25 protein-coding genes and 1 tRNA gene are annotated in these 18838 nt (G+C 41.8%); 16 read left to right on the top strand and 10 right to left on the bottom strand.

The annotated features are described in order from the left end of the window. Nucleotides 1-161 precede the first annotated feature (161 nt). Complete coding sequence (locus PPM_RS16885) at nt 162-1706, top strand: GH25 family lysozyme (RefSeq protein ID WP_013371971.1); 1545 nt, start codon at nt 162-164, stop codon at nt 1704-1706. A gap of 71 nt (nt 1707-1777) precedes the next feature. On the opposite strand, the gene PPM_RS16880 is transcribed toward PPM_RS16885, so the two are convergent. Further along, the gene (locus tag PPM_RS16880) at nt 1778-2044 is read right to left on the bottom strand and encodes a DUF2642 domain-containing protein (protein WP_025676485.1); all 267 of its coding nucleotides are present in this window, start codon (nt 2042-2044) and stop codon (nt 1778-1780) included. Nucleotides 2045-2213: 169 nt separating this feature from the next. On the opposite strand from PPM_RS16880, the gene PPM_RS30425 reads away from it, so the two are divergent. Beyond that, entirely contained in the window at nt 2214-2342 is a 129-nt protein-coding gene (locus PPM_RS30425) for a hypothetical protein (protein ID WP_013371969.1), read from the top strand. 190 nt (nt 2343-2532) lie between these two features. Here the strand turns inward: PPM_RS30425 and PPM_RS16875 are convergent, their stop codons facing one another. Then, a complete protein-coding gene (locus tag PPM_RS16875; protein WP_013371968.1) occupies nt 2533-2760 on the bottom strand; it encodes a hypothetical protein in 228 nt (75 codons plus the stop codon). Nucleotides 2761-2875: 115 nt separating this feature from the next. After that, complete coding sequence (locus tag PPM_RS16870; RefSeq protein ID WP_013371967.1) at nt 2876-3541, bottom strand: cupin domain-containing protein; 666 nt, start codon at nt 3539-3541, stop codon at nt 2876-2878. Between the two features lie 456 nt (nt 3542-3997). Between PPM_RS16870 and PPM_RS16865 the strand changes: the two genes are divergently transcribed. From PPM_RS16865 to PPM_RS16840, 6 genes are all read left to right on the top strand, one after another. Then, a complete protein-coding gene (locus tag PPM_RS16865; RefSeq protein WP_013371965.1) occupies nt 3998-4651 on the top strand; it encodes a cell wall hydrolase in 654 nt (217 codons plus the stop codon). A 186-nt stretch (nt 4652-4837) separates the two neighbouring features. Then, complete coding sequence (locus PPM_RS16860) at nt 4838-5188, top strand: hypothetical protein (protein ID WP_013371964.1); 351 nt, start codon at nt 4838-4840, stop codon at nt 5186-5188. Nucleotides 5189-5219: 31 nt separating this feature from the next. Continuing rightward, complete coding sequence (locus tag PPM_RS16855; RefSeq protein WP_013371963.1) at nt 5220-6206, top strand: ketoacyl-ACP synthase III; 987 nt, start codon at nt 5220-5222, stop codon at nt 6204-6206. A gap of 200 nt (nt 6207-6406) precedes the next feature. After that, nucleotides 6407-6949, top strand: coding sequence for a GNAT family N-acetyltransferase (locus PPM_RS16850; RefSeq protein ID WP_040103355.1), 543 nt, complete (start codon nt 6407-6409; stop codon nt 6947-6949). A gap of 139 nt (nt 6950-7088) precedes the next feature. After that, nucleotides 7089-8192 (top strand): glycerol dehydrogenase, encoded by a 1104-nt coding sequence (locus PPM_RS16845; RefSeq protein ID WP_013371961.1) that lies wholly within the window; start codon nt 7089-7091, stop codon nt 8190-8192. Nucleotides 8193-8378: 186 nt separating this feature from the next. After that, on the top strand, nt 8379-8594 hold the full coding sequence (locus PPM_RS16840; RefSeq protein ID WP_013371960.1) for a hypothetical protein: 216 nt from the start codon (nt 8379-8381) through the stop codon (nt 8592-8594). Between the two features lie 71 nt (nt 8595-8665). Here the strand turns inward: PPM_RS16840 and PPM_RS16835 are convergent, their stop codons facing one another. Further along, nucleotides 8666-9697, bottom strand: coding sequence for a glycosyl hydrolase (locus PPM_RS16835; protein WP_016324529.1), 1032 nt, complete (start codon nt 9695-9697; stop codon nt 8666-8668). A gap of 661 nt (nt 9698-10358) precedes the next feature. Here PPM_RS16835 and PPM_RS16825 point away from each other — a divergent pair. The 3 genes from PPM_RS16825 (at nt 10359) to PPM_RS29675 (ending at nt 11156) form a co-directional block, all read left to right on the top strand. Continuing rightward, the gene (locus PPM_RS16825) at nt 10359-10541 is read left to right on the top strand and encodes a hypothetical protein (protein ID WP_013371957.1); all 183 of its coding nucleotides are present in this window, start codon (nt 10359-10361) and stop codon (nt 10539-10541) included. 40 nt (nt 10542-10581) lie between these two features. Continuing rightward, on the top strand, nt 10582-10908 hold the full coding sequence (locus tag PPM_RS16820) for a YnfA family protein (protein WP_013371956.1): 327 nt from the start codon (nt 10582-10584) through the stop codon (nt 10906-10908). 95 nt (nt 10909-11003) lie between these two features. Continuing rightward, nucleotides 11004-11156 carry a hypothetical protein gene (locus PPM_RS29675; RefSeq protein WP_013371955.1) on the top strand — a complete coding sequence of 51 codons (153 nt, stop codon included), beginning with the start codon at nt 11004-11006 and terminating at the stop codon, nt 11154-11156. A 32-nt stretch (nt 11157-11188) separates the two neighbouring features. On the opposite strand, the gene PPM_RS16815 is transcribed toward PPM_RS29675, so the two are convergent. Next, a complete protein-coding gene (locus PPM_RS16815) occupies nt 11189-11380 on the bottom strand; it encodes a hypothetical protein (RefSeq protein WP_013371954.1) in 192 nt (63 codons plus the stop codon). 126 nt (nt 11381-11506) lie between these two features. Beyond that, complete coding sequence (locus PPM_RS16810) at nt 11507-11665, bottom strand: hypothetical protein (RefSeq protein WP_013371953.1); 159 nt, start codon at nt 11663-11665, stop codon at nt 11507-11509. A 249-nt stretch (nt 11666-11914) separates the two neighbouring features. On the opposite strand from PPM_RS16810, the gene PPM_RS16805 reads away from it, so the two are divergent. Continuing rightward, a tRNA-Leu gene (locus tag PPM_RS16805) sits at nt 11915-12000 on the top strand. A 504-nt stretch (nt 12001-12504) separates the two neighbouring features. Here the strand turns inward: PPM_RS16805 and PPM_RS29430 are convergent. After that, complete coding sequence (locus tag PPM_RS29430; protein WP_013371952.1) at nt 12505-12672, bottom strand: DNA integration/recombination/inversion protein; 168 nt, start codon at nt 12670-12672, stop codon at nt 12505-12507. A 56-nt stretch (nt 12673-12728) separates the two neighbouring features. Further along, nucleotides 12729-13127 carry a hypothetical protein gene (locus PPM_RS16800; protein ID WP_158309131.1) on the bottom strand — a complete coding sequence of 133 codons (399 nt, stop codon included), beginning with the start codon at nt 13125-13127 and terminating at the stop codon, nt 12729-12731. A gap of 443 nt (nt 13128-13570) precedes the next feature. On the opposite strand from PPM_RS16800, the gene PPM_RS16795 reads away from it, so the two are divergent. The 3 genes from PPM_RS16795 (at nt 13571) to PPM_RS16785 (ending at nt 15099) form a co-directional block, all read left to right on the top strand. Next, entirely contained in the window at nt 13571-13861 is a 291-nt protein-coding gene (locus tag PPM_RS16795) for a hypothetical protein (RefSeq protein WP_013371951.1), read from the top strand. Between the two features lie 339 nt (nt 13862-14200). Further along, nucleotides 14201-14596 carry a hypothetical protein gene (locus tag PPM_RS16790; RefSeq protein ID WP_013371950.1) on the top strand — a complete coding sequence of 132 codons (396 nt, stop codon included), beginning with the start codon at nt 14201-14203 and terminating at the stop codon, nt 14594-14596. A 173-nt stretch (nt 14597-14769) separates the two neighbouring features. Continuing rightward, complete coding sequence (locus PPM_RS16785; protein ID WP_016324526.1) at nt 14770-15099, top strand: YolD-like family protein; 330 nt, start codon at nt 14770-14772, stop codon at nt 15097-15099. Nucleotides 15100-15306: 207 nt separating this feature from the next. Here PPM_RS16785 and cysK read toward each other — a convergent pair whose 3' ends face one another. Then, entirely contained in the window at nt 15307-16248 is a 942-nt protein-coding gene (gene cysK, locus PPM_RS16780; protein WP_013371947.1) for a cysteine synthase A, read from the bottom strand. Between the two features lie 691 nt (nt 16249-16939). Continuing rightward, nucleotides 16940-17494 (bottom strand): carbohydrate binding domain-containing protein, encoded by a 555-nt coding sequence (locus tag PPM_RS16775; RefSeq protein WP_013371945.1) that lies wholly within the window; start codon nt 17492-17494, stop codon nt 16940-16942. A 476-nt stretch (nt 17495-17970) separates the two neighbouring features. Here PPM_RS16775 and PPM_RS16770 point away from each other — a divergent pair, with 476 nt between their 5' ends. Further along, nucleotides 17971-18606, top strand: coding sequence for an MBL fold metallo-hydrolase (locus tag PPM_RS16770; RefSeq protein WP_040103360.1), 636 nt, complete (start codon nt 17971-17973; stop codon nt 18604-18606). Nucleotides 18607-18838: the final 232 nt, after the last annotated feature.

Below are 18838 nucleotides of genomic sequence, written 5' to 3'. Positions count from 1 at the left end.
GCTGGCAGAGCTTTTTAGTGCTTTCGTATTATAAGGCTGAAATATATAATGAATGAATCGTAACTTTTTACATAGGAGTCGCGTCTATCAAAATGGAGGCTTTAGAGGGGCATAGAATGTAAAATTTACATAGTGAAAAATTAGAGATTGGTAGGGTACATATGAAGAAAATTTGTTTATTTGCTTTTTTGTTTCTGTTTCTATTAGCATTTCCAAGAGAAAGTCACGCTGCGTCTTCAAATTCACATATTCAGCTGGATGGTAAAGATATAAGTGTCAGCAAGGGGGTGCAGATCCAGGAAGTAAAGGGCAATGTGCTGGTTCCACTTCGTCTTATTGTAGAAGAATTGGGTTATAGTGTGAATTGGGAGTCCAAGACAGGGACTATAACTATACATAAAGAAAATCTTAACCTGAGCCTTCAGGTCAACAATCCCATTGCCTCGGTCAATGATCAACCGATGGGGTTGGCTGTAGCTCCTTTGCTTAACGGGGGAACGACTTATGTTCCGCTTCGCTTTGTATCTGAACAGACAGGAGTGGAAGTGGTCTGGAACAACGAACTTAAAACCGTATTCTTGACGACTCCGCCTGCTTCAAGCGGAAATAGCGTGACCACCCGTGATCACTCTGCTACTCAAGCTGCAAGCGATGCTATAGAGAGTGAGCGTACGGCTGTAAACCAAATTCGCTTCAACAATCACCAATTGACGATAACGGTGGATGGAAAAGTAAGCCCCAAAGTCACCAAGTTAACTCAACCAGATCGTATTGTTGTAGATATACCTGATTCGAAGTTTGGTGAGGAATTTCCAGCCTCACAATCATTTAACAATGGTGGACAAGGAAGCTTTCCAGTCACAGAAGATCTAGATGTTTCCAAGGTAAGATACTCCATGTTTAGTACAAACCCAGCCTCGGTACGTATTGTAGTTGATCTTGATCACAGCACACCCTTTCATCTTATTAATGCAGATGATGGTAAAGTGATCGTAGCGTTGGATCAGGCAACGGAGGAGTCAGCATCTACCGATACTGTTATATCTACTATACCTGTTGAGCCTACGATTTCTTCTGACGGACATGCGCAGGGGATTGACGTCTCGCACCATAATGGCAATATTGATTGGCAGCAAGTGGCGGCGGCAGGCAAGACATTTGCTTTTATTAAAGCTACAGAGGGCACCAAGTATCAAGATAATCAATTTTTAGCAAATGTTCAGGGGGCCAGAGATGCTAACATCCTGGTTGGCGCTTACCACTTTTTGAACGCAACTACCGTGGATGGAGCTCGTCAGGAAGCAGCTAATTTTGCTAGGGCTATAGATTCAGCAGGAGGAAGGCTAGATCTGCCCCCTGTGATGGATTATGAAAATAATCCCAAAGGTCTTACTTCCGCACAGATCAGTGAAGTGGCTCATGCATTTTTGGATGAAATGGAGAAGCTTACCGGGCGTGAGCCGATCGTATACACGGGAAACGTCTTTGCTTCCAAGTTTGATCCTACGTTTTCTATGTATAAATTGTGGGTAGCGCGATACAGCACTACGCAAAAGCCGACCGCAGTTCCAGCTTGGAATAGCTGGTGGGCTTGGCAGTACAGTAGTACAGGCAGTGTTCCAGGTATTAGCGGCCAAGTCGATCTAGATGAGTACAATGGAACGATAGATGAACTTCGTGCTTCATTGGCAGGCTCGCTTGATTAGCAGGTTCATGTCATGATTAATCCTCGCGAATCCGAATTAGGATCTGCGAGGATTTTTAATGTCTGATTTGGTTAGCCAGGCATGATCCATACGATTTCGCTGATTCGAACAAAGAATTTTTTACCGTATACATCCAAGATGACATGGTCAGGCTTACTATCTACTACACATCCATCAATTCTGCCACGTGTTGTTTCAAGTACAACGTACTTGCCGATCATCGATTTTAATGTTTCTACGACATACGGATCTACGGGGTGTACCACGACATGGTGGGAGGTAGGATGGTGAGGAAAAGGTTGGTTAACGTTATAATTGAACATTTGATTTGAATTCAATTGCTTCACTCCTTCAGAATTAGTTGTGATATCCTATGCTCCTGCCTAGAAAAGGTGTAGGCTAATGCCCATCAGCGAGAATATTCATAACATTGCCAAAAAGCCCGGTCCATAGGAAAGCTCAATACATAAGCTATGTTGTACCTTGAATTGAAGGAGGCAATGATCCATGAGTGAATGTGAAAGAGGTTGCGGTGGCGGTTCAGTAGGGGGCTACCCAGGCGTTTGGACATCGACAGGAGCTATTCTGGTGCTGTTCATTCTGCTCGTTATCATTACAAAGTCTTTGTGGGTCTAAATTGAATTGAGTTAGCTTAACCCCCCATTGGGATATAACCGATGGGGGGTTAAGTGTTTTAGAGAATGGATCGTATGATAAAACACCCCAAATAACAGCGTACAAGCCCTACACAAACTGTGCCGGGCTGGGCAGCTGTCACATGAGGTGCTTTGGCATCTATAGACAGGAACGGGCAATGGATTGAGGACTAAATTAAAGCAATCGCCAACAGGGTGAACAGGCTTAAAGTTAAGATTTGATTACCGTACCCGTAAGGATAAAAGGCAGACGTTTGTACACGTCCATTCCGTTCAGTTTTTAAGTACACATTATTACGATCCACATCTGTAATGGTTCCTTCGTACTGTTTTCCATCAATGGTGAGAATACGCACCCTTTTATTCATACAGTTCAAACAGTTGTAGTAAGCGTCCATTCAATCACCCCCTCTTATACACATTGGCATTTTATGAGAGAGAAAGCCTTATGGTAACGGCGAACATACAGGGAAGGGGGATTCCGTCGTACTTAAGGTCTGACTAGGGTTAATCTTACTCTTGATAGGGATTAAAGGAAAAGCCAGGATATCCATGGGTATAGATGTAGCCTCTTTGGGGGGCGACCTGACGATGTGATGAAGTATCGGTTAGCCTTACGTGAATCCCTGGTTTTCGAGGTGGCTGCTGTTTGCAGTCATTGGAAGGACCGATGATGATAGGTTTTTTTATAGGGGCGAGCGCTTCCTGGACCTTTTTCTCATCCAGACAGTAAGTATGAGCCATAATGTTACTTGGCGTGAGCCGCAAAACATCGGAGCCCAAAATGAATTCAGGGACTGGAGCGTTAAAAATCGCCAACAAGTGAGTGTTGTCCACCGTGGCGACTAGATAGTGCCACCATCCCTGAGGGACGTTAGCCACCTGTCCAGGTGTAATCGGAAAATGTCGTAACTCGCGGGTAAAAGGATTAATCAGTGACACGGTCACTGCTCCAGAGATACAGTATATTAGTTCTGTGGCATTTTGATGGTAGTGAGGCTCTACAACATTAGCAGTGCTGAGACGGATATCCAGTAGCGATACATTTGCTAATGTATTCAGCTGCTGGATCGACAGCTCGTTGATTGAGTTCTGAGCATCTTTCTGAAACAAAATATTGTCGCTTAAATCATAGGTGAACTGTACAGTGGGAGAGGTGTAATCCATATATGAATTCACGTGTTCTTTCCTGCCTTTCTGTTACTCGAAATGAATGATCGTACGCTACTCTATGCATTTGCCCATATATATGTGCACAAAAATGTGGTTTAAAAAAGCAAATGTCAGGTTCAGGTCCTGGGTAGATTGAATCGAAAAATAGCGAAAAAAGTCACGTATTCAAGTGTAGTCAAAATGTGATCCATTGCTTCTCATACACGTCATCCCTTGCTGGATAGTGTTTTATTGATTTGGGTATTCTTAGGACTAGAGCCGGATGATACGTAAATGCGGCTTGTGGTATACTGCAACGGACGTGTGAACGCATCAATGTCCGATGCCATATGTAGCCACGCGTCATTTCCGCAGCTAGTCATAAGTTATGGCACAAGAAGCATCATCGGATAAACGTCCCTGAGTTGTACAGGCCGGAATGGTTGCACCGGACAGAACATGAAAGAGGAGGTTGTCTGGAATATGAAAAAATTATCTATTTTAATCCTGTCCTGCGCATGCATGTTAGGTACTGTATTATCAGTCGCACCAGGACAAGCACAGGCACAATCGTCAGCTTTAAAGAAAGGGATTCAAAGCGAACGAGTGCTGGAGCTTCAACAGCAGCTTCATTCACTCGGTTACTTCAAAGCTGGTTTTACGGGATACTATGGCTCTTTGACCAGCAAAGCGGTGGCTCGTTTTCAGAGGGATCACGGTCTGGCGCCTGACGGTATTGCCGGAGCGGCAACACAGGCCAAGCTCGATTCGTTCGGAAAGGTCCGCGTAACCGCATTGGATCAACTGGCACGGATCATTTATTCCGAGGCGCGCGGAGAATCGTTTGAAGGACAAGTAGCTGTCGGCGCTGTCGTATTAAACCGTGTACAGTCCGGCGAGTTTCCAAGCTCAATTCCGGACGTTATTTTACAGCCGGGTCAATTCACCGCTGTACGGGATGGTCAATACCGCTTGAAACCCAACAAGACTGCGTACCGAGCAGCCAGACAGGCACTTAATGGTGCTGACCCGACCAATGGGTCTTTGTTTTATTACAACCCAGCCATTGCCACAGCCAAATGGAGTAAAAGCCGTCCGGCTGTCATTTCGCTTGGTCGTCATACATTTACGAATTAATTCCATATGAGCATTTGTATTTTTTTCAGCCGTCAGTAGCTTCTTCTAGAAGCGGTGACGGTTTTTTGTGTATTCACAAACTTGTAATATGTTAGGGATGATGTATCTCGTTTCATATTAAAAATTCTACCTATTATTCCGATACTCTTAATAGACAAAAAATGAAATCAAAGGAGTCTTTCTAAAATGAGTCAACATCCTTATACCATCGAAGTGGATCAAGTCATTAAAACGGTACATATGGCAGTGAATGGAGTTTTTAGCCAAGAGGAGTATGACAGCTTTGTAAAGGATTATATAGCCAAAACTTCATCTATTCAGGCATCGAACTTTACACTCAGGGTAGATTGCACCCAAATGGCACTTTTGGGACCAGGTGAAGTAGAGAAACTGAAGGGTTCTTTTGCACGTTATAAAGAAACTGGATTTGCCAAAATAATTTTTGTCATCAGCCTCCAGCAAACGATTATTAAAATGCAGCTTGGTCGTGTAGCACGTGAAGCAGGATTAAACAACGTAGATATTGTAGTACAATAATGCGCTGACGTATGTGTAAGGGGGAAACCTGATGAGCCATATCAGAATAAAAGCACTGGGAGTGCACCATCCGTCCCATTCGTTGGATAACGAATATTATGTTCGCCATTTTGACGAGCGGGGAAAGGATATTCGACGCTTCATGGAGCATATGGGTAGAAAACAGCGTTATATCATTGATGATCCGAACGAAAACGGTCTAACCATGGGAATAGCAGCTGCGCAAAAAGCTCTGGAGCAAGCCGGTATGACAGGTCGTGATGTGGATATGATCGTGTTCTCCACTCAAGTTCCTGAGTCGCTGTTTCCGATGAATGCCTTGTTTGTACACCAGGCGATTGGGGCCAGACATGATGTGGCAGTGATGGATTCCAATGCAAATTGCGCAGGGATGACAGTAGCTGTCGATCAAGCCAGTCGGTCGATGATGTCTAATCCCGATGTGCGGACAGCGCTTATTATCGGCTCAGATTATAATTCGCTCATTTCCGATCCCGCGGATGAGATTACGTATGCGAACTATGGCGATGCTGCATGTGCAGCTATTTTGGAGCGTACAGAAGAGGACACTGGATTTATAGATTCCCTGTATTATACGGACCCCATCAATATAGATAAAATATTGTACCCGGCCCGGGGGTTAGCGGCGACCCTCCAAAGGAACGCACCCGGCAAATTTATTCAGTGGCTTCCGTTCGACGCCAATATGGCCTTGCCTCCAACATTTGAACTGCTTGAACGCATTATAAAAAAGAATGGGCTTACACCTCAGGATGTACGGGCTTATTGTCTGTCGCAGTTTTCATTGGCCAATGTGTTGAAGATCCAGGATCATTTGGAGCTAGAGAATGATCAAATGATTTATGTGGGTGATCGTTATGGTTATACAGGTACCAGCAGCCCGTTCATTGCTCTATATGAAGGTATCGAATCGGGTCGTATCCGGCGCGGCGATTATGTGCTATTTTGGACGATTGGAGCTGGATATCAACTGGTTGCTATGTTGTTTAAATATTAGGAATACGAAGACCTTGCAGCTGCAAGGTCTTTTTGTATATCCCACCATGATATTTGTAATGATTTGGTTGTGTTAGGTATGATTATTTTGTAAAATTTAAACAATGAATTCATTAGGGAGAGCTTATATTGCGGACGTTGGATAACATGACAATGATGACGAAAACTTCGTACACAATTCATAATAGGAGCTGAAGAGTCATTAAAATCGAAAATTTATTTTACGGGGAACGAATAAAACTGGCCGCTGTTAGGGAAGAAGATGCTGAACTGATGTTCAAATGGGGTGAGGATGCGAAGTATTTGCGCAATGTAGATACGGATCTGGCACTCCCCTACACGTTGAAACAGATGGAATCAGAAGGATCTCCTAGCTCTAACGAGGTCTATTTTCGCTTAAGAACATTGGCAGACGATGTCCTGATCGGATTTGTTGCTATTCATGGGATTGAGTGGAATAATCGCTGCGGGCAGCTGGCAGTAGGTATAGGTAATACGGACTACCGTGGCAAGGGTTTTGGAGCGGAAGCTATACGTCTCATTCTTCGTTATGCGTTTTATGAGCTGAATTTAAATCGGGTCGGCTTGGATGTGATTGAGTACAATACACAAGCGATCCGTACCTATGAGAAGGCAGGGTTCCAGCTTGAGGGGAGAGTTCGTTCCGCTGTTCTCCGTGATGGCAACAGCTATGATCGCATCATGATGGGCATTCTGTACTCTGAATGGAGCTCGTCTCTTTAAATGTAATAGATACACAATTTGTTCATAATATATTCCATAATAAGCCTTTTAATAATGTGAAAAGAGGTTTATAGTTAAGGGGTCACATGCCCAAATCATTATTAATTTGAGTATGAGTCAAAGCTGAGGAGGAATTTACATGGCAAACGTTGTAAGGTCCGTTACTTCACCCAAGAAATTTATTTCTGGACAAAATCTGCTCTCGTCGTTAAATGACTACATTAAGGATTATGGCGATAAGGCCTATGTTATTTGCGATGAGTTTATCCTTGAAAGAGCCCAAAAGGAGGCAGGGGCTTCGATTGAAGCAGCTGGTAACCAGGTGGTCTTCGAGAAATTCCAATATGAATGTACAAAAGAAGAGATTGATCGTAACCGTGAATTAGTACGCAAACATGGTTCGAACATCATTATAGGGATTGGCGGGGGAAAAACGCTGGATACCGCCAAGGCAACAGCATATTATGAAAAGTTGCCTGTCGTTATTTTTCCAACCATTGCTTCTACAGATGCTCCTTGTACCGCGCTTGCGGTTATTTACAAGAAGGATGGCTCCTTTGATGAATATTTGTTCCTGCCTACGAATCCAGATGTAGTACTTGCAGATACAGGTATTTTGGCAGCGGCGCCTGCACGTTTCTTTGCAGCTGGTATTGGTGATGCACTGGCAACTTATTTTGAAGCTCGTGCCTGCTATCAGGCCAATGGGGACAATCTGGTGCTGAACAAGCCTTCCACTACAGGTCTGGGACTTGCTCGCCTTTGTTATGATACATTGCTGGAAAATGCCGTGAAGGCAAAACGTGCAGTGGATCGTAAAGTATATACTCGTGCAGTTGAGGATACGATTGAAGCAACCATTTATCTGAGCGGTGTCGGAGCAGAATCAGGCGGATTGGCAGCAGCACATGCTATTCATAATGGCATGACGGCTGTTCCTTCACTTCACAAAGCACAGCATGGTGAGAAAGTTACATTCGGCTTGTTAACTCAGCTGGTGCTGGAAAACGCACCAAAAGAAGAGCTAGAGACCGTGATTAAGCTGGTTAAGGATGTAGGTCTTCCATTAACGCTTCGTGATCTGGGTGTAGAGGAATTTGTTGAGGCTGAATGGCGTCAGGTGGCTGAAGATGCTTGTGCAGCAAATGATACAATGGTCAACATGCCGTTCCCAGTTAGTCCTGATGATGTGTATAACGCAATCATCGCAGCAAATGCGATTGCAGAATCCTATCAAGAATAGTTTCTTTCTAGCTAGAAAAATGGATTTACAAAGACGGGTCTGTCATTTCACTGACAGACCCGTTTCGTTTACGTGCACGATCTTGTGAAAGAAAAGAAGGGGATCAGGGACTTATATCCTATCTTGTTCTGACCGATATAGATGTAACAGGGAAAATAGGTTGGTCACACAGCAGGAGGAGATTTGATGTTGGTACATGGTAAAACGCGTAGGGGCAACTTGTACATCCATATGTCCAGTGGTTTTCACAAGATCGGGGATTTTCGGGAAGAATATTCCGTAGCACCAGGTGATCGGTTGATGTCTAGATTAACCAAGCGGATCTACACCATTGTATCTGTACATCTTGGTGAAGAGGCCTATGCGGATCTTGATCTTGAAGAGGTAATTAGAAATAGTTAGGGAGCTTCATTTGGATTGGGTATAAAGAAGCTTGCACTTCGCTCTAGGAGCAAAGTGCAAGCTTTTTTCTTTCAGCGGAGGGACTCATGGAGAAGATCGCGTGTGATAATATTATTTTGGTTCATAAAATGTCTGATGGCTGCCTGCGAATTGGTTGCCGAAAGTTCCTTTCCCCATGTCATGGCATAGGCCCAGGCAGGCTGATTCTGTAGCACCTTCGCACTCGGCAGAATATCACTTTCTCCGATTCCCATAGGCTTGCCCTGCGCAAGCTTTAGCAATTCAGTGTAGTAGGAGGACCTGTAATCATTATTATAGATATCGGCTGCAAGCACATCTACCCGGTTAATGCCTGGAAAGGACAGACTATAGGGAGTGCTATAAGCGTTCGGGGCATTGGGACTCCAGACCCACAACAGGTTATCTAAATGATGGACATGTACGAACCGATCATACATTAGATCCCACAGCTTAGCGTAATTTTGTTTGTTCCCCCACCAAAACCAGTTACCATTCATTTCATGATAGGGTCTCCATAAAACTGGCACATCCGCATCCCGTAAGGTCTTAAGGGACAGAGCCGCCTCGTCCAAATCAGCGATGAGTTGCTTATATTGTGGGGTACCCGGCGTGACGTAACGATTAAATTCAGCTTGAGTAATTTTTGCTTGTACGTTTTTCCACGTTTTTGGTTTGCCCGGTAACGCCTGATGAAAGGTGATAGCTACGATTCCGCCGTCCCGACTCCATTGAATAGCGCTATTCACAACACGCTGACGTTGCTCTCGTAAGGCAGTACGGGATTGATTAGCCAACCCTCCAAACTCATAGCCGTGAAGTCCCGCGTATTGTCCGCTGATTTGTTGCAGCTTGTTATTTTGTTCATCCGGTGCCTCTAAGTAATCGTGCTGTCCGGAAATTAGCATATCATCCGGCACATTAGTTAGGTAGGCAAGTAATTGCCTGGCTTTGGCAGAGGCATGAGCATTAATTGGCGGGGCGGCATCAGCAACAATGAACGATTGTTGAGAGCCGCTAAAGAGTAAAACAAGCATTAGCAGTAGCACCCTCTGTAACCAAAAGCGTGTTGAGTGAGATTTCATGGCGCTCCTCCTTTGATGCTGGTAATGGGGTTAGTATTTTTCTTTTTGTTTTCTTAGTTGTATGTAGGCACTAATCATGATCACTACTAGACTAATCATGGTCCACCCGTTGAGTTCCTGCAAGTGTATCCAGTTGTCCCACACAAGGAAGCATGATATAAAGACAAGCAAACCCACTGTAAGGTACATTTTGGTTTGTGCTGGACGCTTGGTACGTTTAGAAACCCAATGTATGATGCCTAGAATAAGGGCTGCCTGAAATAAAAATATACCCATTATCATTAAACTAGCTATAAAAATAGGGGACATCCGTATCCTCCTCCTAGATCTACAAACAGAATATGTAGGTTTTAAGCGGATGTGGATTCTTGGATGTAAGTTTCATTATAAATGGAGTAACCAGTTGCGCCCTGATACGATCCTGAACAAGTTGACTAAATTATACCATAACTACCGTCCTGCAATGAAAGGCGTCTAAATACCCACTCTTCCTTAATTCGTCATCATACTTTATATTCAGTGAAATATCGACATGTTGGTTTGTATACTCATACATATGAAGCTTCATTCGGAAGTTGCATTGAATTATAGGCATAATTGCAACGCGAAATCGACGGAAAAGTTTGGTATGATTAAAGTGGATTGCAAAGGAGGCCTTCATATGAATGAAGAACACAGACCATTTTCTAGTCCGGTAGATGCTGAGGGAACCAAAGCAAACTTTGATGCCAATCAGCGGAAGCTTCACTCCGAGGGAGCTTCAAGCCTGTGGCGTCAGGTCAGTAATCTGCTTATTCTGGTTGGCGTAATTGCATTGATTATTATTATAGGTCGATTACTATAATGAGATGACTGAAAAGTAAGAAAGTTTAGGACGTGATACGTTGTTAAAGGCAGCTTTACTTTTTATTTTGGCAGGCATCGCTGAAATCGGAGGTGGATATCTGATCTGGCAATGGCTGCGAGAAGGTAAGACATGGTATGTCGGACTTTGCGGCGGAGTGATTTTAGCTGTCTATGGAGTCATTGCTACCTTTCAGGTTTTCTCCTCCTTTGGGCGTGTATATGCAGCGTACGGAGGTGTCTTTATTGTTCTTTCCATTGCATGGGGCTGGTGGATTGATAAAAAGACACCTGACTTGTACGATTTCATTGGTGGATTGATTTGTTTGGTAGGTATAGCTGTAATTCTGTTGCCGCGCTCAGGGTGATAGGACAAAAACCCCTTTTTTATTTTCAAAAACATGACTATAGGTCTACAAAAATAAGCTTCATATTCCGAAATAGAACTTAAGGAGGGGGTTCTATGAACTGGAATCAAATGAAGCTTAGATTGAAATTTGGCAGTGTTATGCCGAAGAGTGAAGGTAATTTCTCTTTTGGTCTCTTGTGTGGATTCTTCATCAGCATTGTATTGTGGATCTCGATTATTGGCTGGATCATGCTTATCTTCAAGTGATACTTAATAACCTGTGACCTATAATTCATGCTTTATTTGGTAAAGTCATTACGTAGCTTATCTATTCCACGGCCCACGGCTTCATCAATCATATCGGTAGCTGCAGGTGAATCGGCATCAGGGTCAGGAATCCGATCAAATCCTGGTTCACGCTTATCCAGAGATTGTTTATATTCGATTTGATCGTCAGTAAGATTCTTTTTTTCGGAGTTATGTTTTTTCATAGCACATTACACGCTCCTTCTTAGGCATGATTCAGTTCTACACTTTACATAAACGCTTATGCTCCATATTAAACGCTTATAAAATAAACCGGGAAGGATAAATCCCGCCCGGTACTTTCCAAACAACTAGCGATGCTCAATCAAATCAATCGCTCCCAGAACAACATGAGCCAGTCCGAAACCGAGAATGCCTGTAGCTGCAAGTTTGTACTTACTGCTCAGCAACACAGCGCCTGAAGCCGATACTACCGTCCCAAGAACAGTTGGAATCATACCTTCACGCATTCGTAACACCCCTTCTGGTGGTTTGGAAAGACATTTATTAGTGTAGTTCAAATGTGCACAAGTTATACAAAAAGAGATTTTTTATTATTTTTTTAAAAAAACACTTTACAATTTGATAAAATTGTCGTATTATAAGTTGGTGCCCGGTTGAACGATATTTACATAGCGAGAACACTTCTTAATAAGTAAGCTTCTCAGATACTTGTAAGACAAGAACAAGTAAGTGTAAAATAGCGTTCCTAAATACTTGCCGGGGTGGCGGAATTGGCAGACGCACAGGACTTAAAATCCTGCGGTAGGTGACTACCGTACCGGTTCGATCCCGGTCCTCGGCATATCAGTTTTGTTGCATGAAACCCTTGATATTCAAGGGTTTTTTGCTTTTTTAGTAATTGAGACCATAACACTCATATCACAGGGAGCGAGCGCCTTTTCGCTTTTGGGGACGGATTGGGGACGAACTTTTGGATCGAAGACGTCAAGGTGTGCTGTCGTTTTACGACGGAGCTTCTTGGTGACGTGAGCATAGTTATCTGAAGTCACCTGAGATGTGGAGTGGAATGTTGCGATCGATGTTGAAGCTCCTTGATGGATGTTCCCTGACCCAGCAAATACGTTGCATTTGTATGGTGGAGACCATGAAGTGATGCATTACGGAAGTCGTGCCCCTCACACTTGTTTTTCCACTGCTGGGATGGCGTTTTATGGTAATAGGTTTCCCTGTACCTGAGTGAAAAATAAAGTTCCGATCCCCGCCTTCTTCATATCCCATTTGCCTTTGCCTCAAACCTTAGTTTACGCATGTTTTTAACATGGACGACCAGTTCCTCCATATACCATTAAGGCATATCTACATAATCGTTAGGTGCTTTATTCTTAGTATCTGTAATGTCCGCCTGGCCATTTTTGGTACTTGAAATGCTCTCGTCAATCCTCAATCTGCTGTTTTCAAAATCGCAATCGTCTTCGTCTAAAGCAATTAACTCACCGCGTCGGAATCCTCCCATTATCGCTCCTAAGAAAGAGAGTTTCCATTTAGAGTCTGTATAATGTAACTTATCAATTACCTCGACTGCCTCATCTTCTTCAAAGTAATTTTTGCGGTCTTTCCTGGCCTTTTTATCCTCTTTGCTAATTTGTGAACGTTAACGCCTCCCAGGGGATTTTTGATCAGTACACGCCATTCTGTAGCTCGTTGGAATATGCTATTTGTTACATCGTAAGCATACTGGATTGTACGCGATGCAAGAGGAGACTTTTTATCTTTTTTATCAACACGGACGCCAGGCTTTCTCATATCAGCGAACAATTTCACTAAAATCATGATTGTAATTTCATCAATAGGCATATGGCCAATTTTCGGCAGAACGTGATTGTTGATTTTGGAGCAGTGAGATTCCAAAGTGGTTCCGTTCTTTAATTCTATTACGGCGTGCTTCGGAACCCACTCATTTTCAATCATACAGCAAGGTATCAGCATAAAGGCAGAGAGCATTGCGGTATAATCATTAATTCAAAACCACTAAAAAGGATCTACCCAGTTATTCGGTATGAGCCTTTTTTGTCGTTGAAGGAATTATCCACACCATTCACCGAATGAATGATCGAGGTGATTAACATGAACTAACATATTTTGTTTACAAAATCATCCGAATAATTATGCGGACACACCACACATAAGGAAGCACTGTTGTGCAATCCGAAAGCATTGGCAACACCCCACTAGCTAAGCTAGTGGGGTGTTGTTGCATTTCTACAATTAAATTCAATAAATAAAATTCAAAAATATGTTAAAATTTAAAGTGTAAAAAAGAACATAATTGTATAATAATTCAAGTTGTACTATTATTGTAAATATTGGTTGGCCAACCATACTTGTTAAAAATAAAACTTAGAAGTGCTAACTTGAAGAGAATAGCTAAGTATTTTTCCGCAATTTTATCCGTTATTTTATTATTTAATATTTTTGGTTTGACTGCAACTTCAGCTTCAGCTGAAGAAATCACTCATCAGTCTGAAGAAGTTACTGAAGAATATGACAGACAATTGGATAAAGTGTATGAAGAATACAAGGAAAATCAGTCTGGCATTCAATCTGAATTTAGTCAAAATCATATTACTCCGTTTGCAGCTCAACCAGCATCAATTGGTCATATAATTAAGTTTACAATACAACAACTTTTCAAAAAAAGGTAGTTCTGTTGCTGTTCAAACCACAACAAGAAATGTTATTACAAACTTAACTAAACATGCCATTGAGGAGGCTATCAAAGACGGAATTACTACTCTTATGATTGACAACCTGCTTGAAGGTAAAACATCAGGTATGAGAGCAGTTGAAAAATATGTTGATATCCAAACAGAGCTCGTGTTGTTTATGACCCTAATAATAGAGTAATAGCCATTTTGGATAATAGTGCGAATCTGTAATCACAATTTATAGCGATAACGGTAAGGATACTATTAATTACGGAGTAAATGTGAAAAAGCGTTGGTTTAAGTCTATGTGGAATTTTAAATAAAGAGGAGAAAACAATGGCTATTCTTAAAGACAAAAATGAAGAAGGAACATGGGTTGAATTTACATTCAAATATCATATCCCGGGTGAACGTGAAGGGTGTCAGCTCAATTTCAAATACTTTAAAATAAATAGAAAGGTATATGATTTGGATTTTGGGTGGACAAATATCACACTTAAAAATTATATTGAAGCAACCTCGCAATTTCCCGTAGAAAGTTTGAATGGATTCTACTCCTCATTCGAGAAAGACCTTTATGAGTTAAGCTGGGAAGAACTTGACTCGGGTACTCTATATCAGCTGAATTTTTACGGTTCCCAACAAGACTTCTGCCTTTTTGCTACTAAAGAAGCAATAAGACAGTTTGGCGCCGATTTACAGACGGATTGGGATCTGGCTCCGTTGCATTAAACTTAAAATTAAGGCTCGCTGGATAAGTGGCGAGTATTTTTCTGTCGTTAAAGGAATACTACACCAATCCAGCAAATGCCTATTCTGAGGTGAATATCATGAACCATACATATAAAGTATTAAAGTCGGATATAGAACTATTCACTGTTGCATTAAGCCATTAAGAGTATACGTTGTTCAGTGAAGGTAATGACTTGTGGGAAAGCAGTCGGATTATCATACCAGAACACAAGGAAGCGTACTTAAAACTCATGAAAGACCGTCAGCGGGGAGGCAAGCCGGAACTTGACGATCAGGAAATCCAGTTGATCGAGCAAAAGCTTATAGAGTCCTACAACACATGTCAACCTATAACATTGGTGGTTTTTAGCCCGTTCGATGACGAAGAACTCACATGTGTCATCACGTCTATAAATACTGCTCGCAGAGAAGTAAAACTATTTCGTGGTGAGGATGATTATAGTTGGATTAAGTTGGAGGATATCATTTCAGCAAGTATCTAGCAAAAACCTAAGGAGAGTAAATATTCTACTGACGTTATCCAACAAACAAGAAATGTTTTTATCCGCCTTACCTACGAAAATTCAAATTGAAGTCTTTCTAGGAGCATTTGATGCTAGTGTTTTAGCTAATTAACTAAAAAAAAGAAAAATCCTATATGTGGTTGGAAAATTAACAAAAGAGGCAGGGGGATCCCTGCCTTCGGAGTTTTATAATTCTACGTCTGAGAAAAGCGGAGTGGACAAATAACGCTCACCTGTATCAGGTAATATGACCACGATCATCTTGCCTTTGTTTTCTGGAAGTTTCGCAATTTGTGTTGCTGCATAAACCGCTGCCCCAGAAGAAATACCAACAAGCAGCCCTTCTGTTTTGGCAAGCAGGCGAGCAGTTTCAAACGCATCTTCGTTTTTAACTTTGAAAACCTCATCTACATATTCTTCATTAAAGTTATTTGGAATGAAACCAGCACCGAGTCCTTGTAGTTGATGTGAACCTGGAGTACCGCCAGACAGCACTGGTGAATCGAACGGTTCGACGGCTATCACTTTTACAGAAGGTTTTCGTTCCTTCAATGCTTGTCCAACGCCCGAAATAGTTCCACCTGTACCTACGCCCGCGATAAAAATATCTACACCGCCGTCCGTATCATCCCAGATTTCCACAGCTGTAGTTTTGCGATGAATTTCTGGATTGGCAGGATTGCTAAACTGCTGTGGTATGAAGGAGTTTGGTGTTTCGGCAGCCAAGAGCTCAGCACGCTTGATAGCGCCTCTCATCCCCTCGGTTCCCGGTGTTAACACAAGCTCAGCACCGAACGCAGTCAAAAGCTTGCGACGTTCGATACTAAACGTTTCAGGAAGTGTAATTATAAGTTTGTATCCAAGAGCCGCAGCCGCAAATGCAAGTCCGATTCCAGTATTGCCACTTGTCGGCTCGATAATAATGGAGTCTTTATTGATTAAGCCTTTCTCCTCAGCGTCTTTAATCATAGCATATCCAATGCGGTCCTTAACGCTACCAGCCGGATTGAGATATTCCAACTTTGCTACCACGTTTGCCTCAATATTTTGGATTTGGCTATAGTTTAACAGTGCTAACAAAGGAGTATTTCCAATTAACTCTGTCAACTTTTGGTGAATTTTAGTCAAAATTATCCCTCCAAACAATTAATTCATATCTACTTACTGTGACATACATATTATCACGAATTTTTCTTCATAACCATGTCCTGTTAATTCATAGTGAGGAGCAGGAACGGATGGAACAGTTTAAGCCTAAGGTGCTATTCATAAAAAAATAGACCAAGTTTATTCAGAACCAAGAGAGTCATTAAGAATGTATACGGTGTATCATTTTTTAATTTCAGAATAATTATCACGGTTCATAATAAACTGGCTTTTTCCCAGGATGCGTTGAAGGATAGAAATCAGATTAAAATGTACAATAAATGATAGTGGCATGCGGTAGGACAACACATACGGCAAAAGATACTACCCGCTAATCTAGTGGTCGGCGGATAATGATTTTGTATTTAATAGAAGGCAAAAAGAGCAGTAAGGAATTAATCCTTCTGCTCTTTTTATTGGGGACAGACTCTAGTGTTTTGTATAGATTATCTCGGCATTTCATGTTTTATCTCGATCTCATCAGTTTAATCGGATGAAAATAACGCGAGTTCCTGTGTAGCTGTAACGGAGCAATCCGAAGGTACACAGGACCGACGAAGCGCCTCACCGTTAATATACGGAGGAGGCGTTTTTGTTTTGGCAAGATTACATGCTATAAAAATCCAGTTTAGTTTTGTGTTTTGTAAGAATAATTATGCCACCAAGTGATTTGTTATCTTAATCTGGATATTGATACATCATCCAAAAGAATGGTGGCAAAAGCATCCTGCGCTGTAACACGGAACACTAAATCTCTAGAGACTGTCCCCGAATTCCCTGAGATTGAGAAGGTACGGGAGACTCTCTCATACTGTGATGAAGGTAGCGAGTTTAGCTGAATTGTGTAGGTTTGCTCTCCTAGACTAATTTGAAGCCGACCGCCAAAAGGCCTGATCAAATTACGTACCCAGAAGGTCACACGGTATCTTCTTCCTCTACTCAGATCGGAAATCGTTTGTCTAAGCGAGACGCTGTGCCCCGGGTTAGCTGAGATTCTGACGGCTTGATTGCCACTGTGCGGGTTGGTTCTGGTAATAAAGATTTGACCTGTCACGTTGCTGACGTTTGCAATCCAAGGTGTCAAATCTTGATCTTCAAAGCCACCGTTTCTAACAACAGCCTGGGTAGGCAAAATTTTTTTCTTCTTCAATGTGTGAGATTGTATAGGGGATCTATTCATCCCTCTACGGACAGTAGTTGTACTTTTTCCAGCTTTTTTAGGTTTCATTTAAACAACTCTCTTTCCGTAAAAAATGTATTTTGTATTAGTAGTTTATGAAAGTGTGAATAATAGTGTTCATATTAAGAGAAACCAAAAATACCGTCGTAGAGCGGTATTTTTTTGGTTACGTAATACTGGGCCTTGCGGCCTTTTCAGTGCAGCTTTTTCGACTTTATAGTGCAAAATCTTGTAACAGAGAGTCAAAGCCCTTCTATTGCATAAGTTGCTATAATCGTTGGTACAGCAACTTTTTACAGAGAGACCATCGGAGACAAGAATGATCCCGAAAAGCGCAGGAATGCTTGTTATTCAGGGACTCTTAGCAAAGATTGCAGCATAGGAAACGCGTAGTGATGCAGATCAATTCAGCCGCATTTGAACAGTGAATTTTACGCACAAATTTTGATTTGGCCATGGAAGGTGGGTTCAGTAAAGCTGATATGAGTCTGACATACCATATGGAACAGTTAAGAGTCCGTTTTATGAATTTTATTAACTATGTATATATTGTAATGGATAAAAAAACAGGAGACATTGCCATTGTCGATCCGTCATGGGATATATTAAAAATAGAGTCATATCTTCGACAGTTGAATGGTAATCTAAGAGCCATTTTATTAACCCATTCACATTTAGATCATGTTAATTTGGTAAATCCGCTCCTGGAAAAGTATAGACCGCACGTATTCATGTCAATACAAGAAATCGATTATTACCATTTTAGATGTAAAAATTTACATCCTATTAAAGATGGGGACTTTATCAAACTTGGAGAAACAGAAATTATAAGTCTTCTGACCCCTGGGCATACCATGGGAAGTGTGTGCTATCTTTTATCCAATCACTTATTTACGGGGGATACCATTTTCATTGAAGGTTGTGGATTTTGTGATCCGAATGGAGGAGATCCGAAGGACTTATATCATAGCGTTCAAAAAATAAAGCGAGAGGTTGATAGCTCCATTCAAATTTATCCTGCTCATTCATATGGTAAAGCACCTGGTTTCCCACTCAGTCACCTTATGGATGAAAATATTTATTTTCAATTTACGAGTATGAAACCGTTTATTAATTTCAGAATGCGTCCCAACCAAAAAGGTCTATTCAATTTCAAATGAGTTGGTAAAAAGGGTGAGTTCTAAAGGGGGATAGGGCATTCACCCCCCTAAAGATAGACTGGGGTGTTGCCAAAATGGCAATTGACACTGTTTGGGCAGAGGATTATAATGGAAATATACTATTCCATTTATATGATTATATGAAAAATAAAGGAACTTGTTTGCGGTTAATCGCTGGCGGGTCACGTTAACCACTGATGAGGGACATATCGTGAGAGATTGTAGCTTATCT

The organism is Paenibacillus polymyxa M1, from assembly GCF_000237325.1.
Taxonomy (GTDB): Bacteria; Bacillota; Bacilli; order Paenibacillales; family Paenibacillaceae; genus Paenibacillus; species Paenibacillus polymyxa_C.
This window is presented reverse-complemented; position numbering and strand designations above follow the sequence as displayed.

What these genes read in the sequence shown, in the direction of transcription:
- PPM_RS16810 (WP_013371953.1), bottom strand. Translation starts at nt 11,665, where the DNA reads ATGCGTGAAGGTATGATTCCAACTGTTCTTGGGACGGTAGTATCGGCT.
- PPM_RS16775 (WP_013371945.1), bottom strand. Translation starts at nt 17,494, where the DNA reads ATGAAACCTAAAAAAGCTGGAAAAAGTACAACTACTGTCCGTAGAGGG.
- PPM_RS29430 (WP_013371952.1), bottom strand. Translation starts at nt 12,672, where the DNA reads ATGGGAGGATTCCGACGCGGTGAGTTAATTGCTTTAGACGAAGACGAT.
- PPM_RS30425 (WP_013371969.1), top strand. Translation starts at nt 2,214, where the DNA reads ATGAGTGAATGTGAAAGAGGTTGCGGTGGCGGTTCAGTAGGGGGCTAC.
- PPM_RS16835 (WP_016324529.1), bottom strand. Translation starts at nt 9,697, where the DNA reads ATGAAATCTCACTCAACACGCTTTTGGTTACAGAGGGTGCTACTGCTA.
- PPM_RS16875 (WP_013371968.1), bottom strand. Translation starts at nt 2,760, where the DNA reads ATGGACGCTTACTACAACTGTTTGAACTGTATGAATAAAAGGGTGCGT.
- PPM_RS16790 (WP_013371950.1), top strand. Translation starts at nt 14,201, where the DNA reads ATGGCTATTCTTAAAGACAAAAATGAAGAAGGAACATGGGTTGAATTT.
- PPM_RS16845 (WP_013371961.1), top strand. Translation starts at nt 7,089, where the DNA reads ATGGCAAACGTTGTAAGGTCCGTTACTTCACCCAAGAAATTTATTTCT.
- PPM_RS16800 (WP_158309131.1), bottom strand. Translation starts at nt 13,127, where the DNA reads ATGATTGAAAATGAGTGGGTTCCGAAGCACGCCGTAATAGAATTAAAG.
- PPM_RS29675 (WP_013371955.1), top strand. Translation starts at nt 11,004, where the DNA reads ATGAACTGGAATCAAATGAAGCTTAGATTGAAATTTGGCAGTGTTATG.
- PPM_RS16885 (WP_013371971.1), top strand. Translation starts at nt 162, where the DNA reads ATGAAGAAAATTTGTTTATTTGCTTTTTTGTTTCTGTTTCTATTAGCA.
- PPM_RS16860 (WP_013371964.1), top strand. Translation starts at nt 4,838, where the DNA reads ATGAGTCAACATCCTTATACCATCGAAGTGGATCAAGTCATTAAAACG.
- PPM_RS16865 (WP_013371965.1), top strand. Translation starts at nt 3,998, where the DNA reads ATGAAAAAATTATCTATTTTAATCCTGTCCTGCGCATGCATGTTAGGT.
- PPM_RS16825 (WP_013371957.1), top strand. Translation starts at nt 10,359, where the DNA reads ATGAATGAAGAACACAGACCATTTTCTAGTCCGGTAGATGCTGAGGGA.
- PPM_RS16815 (WP_013371954.1), bottom strand. Translation starts at nt 11,380, where the DNA reads ATGAAAAAACATAACTCCGAAAAAAAGAATCTTACTGACGATCAAATC.
- PPM_RS16855 (WP_013371963.1), top strand. Translation starts at nt 5,220, where the DNA reads ATGAGCCATATCAGAATAAAAGCACTGGGAGTGCACCATCCGTCCCAT.
- PPM_RS16840 (WP_013371960.1), top strand. Translation starts at nt 8,379, where the DNA reads ATGTTGGTACATGGTAAAACGCGTAGGGGCAACTTGTACATCCATATG.
- PPM_RS16770 (WP_040103360.1), top strand. Translation starts at nt 17,971, where the DNA reads ATGAATTTTATTAACTATGTATATATTGTAATGGATAAAAAAACAGGA.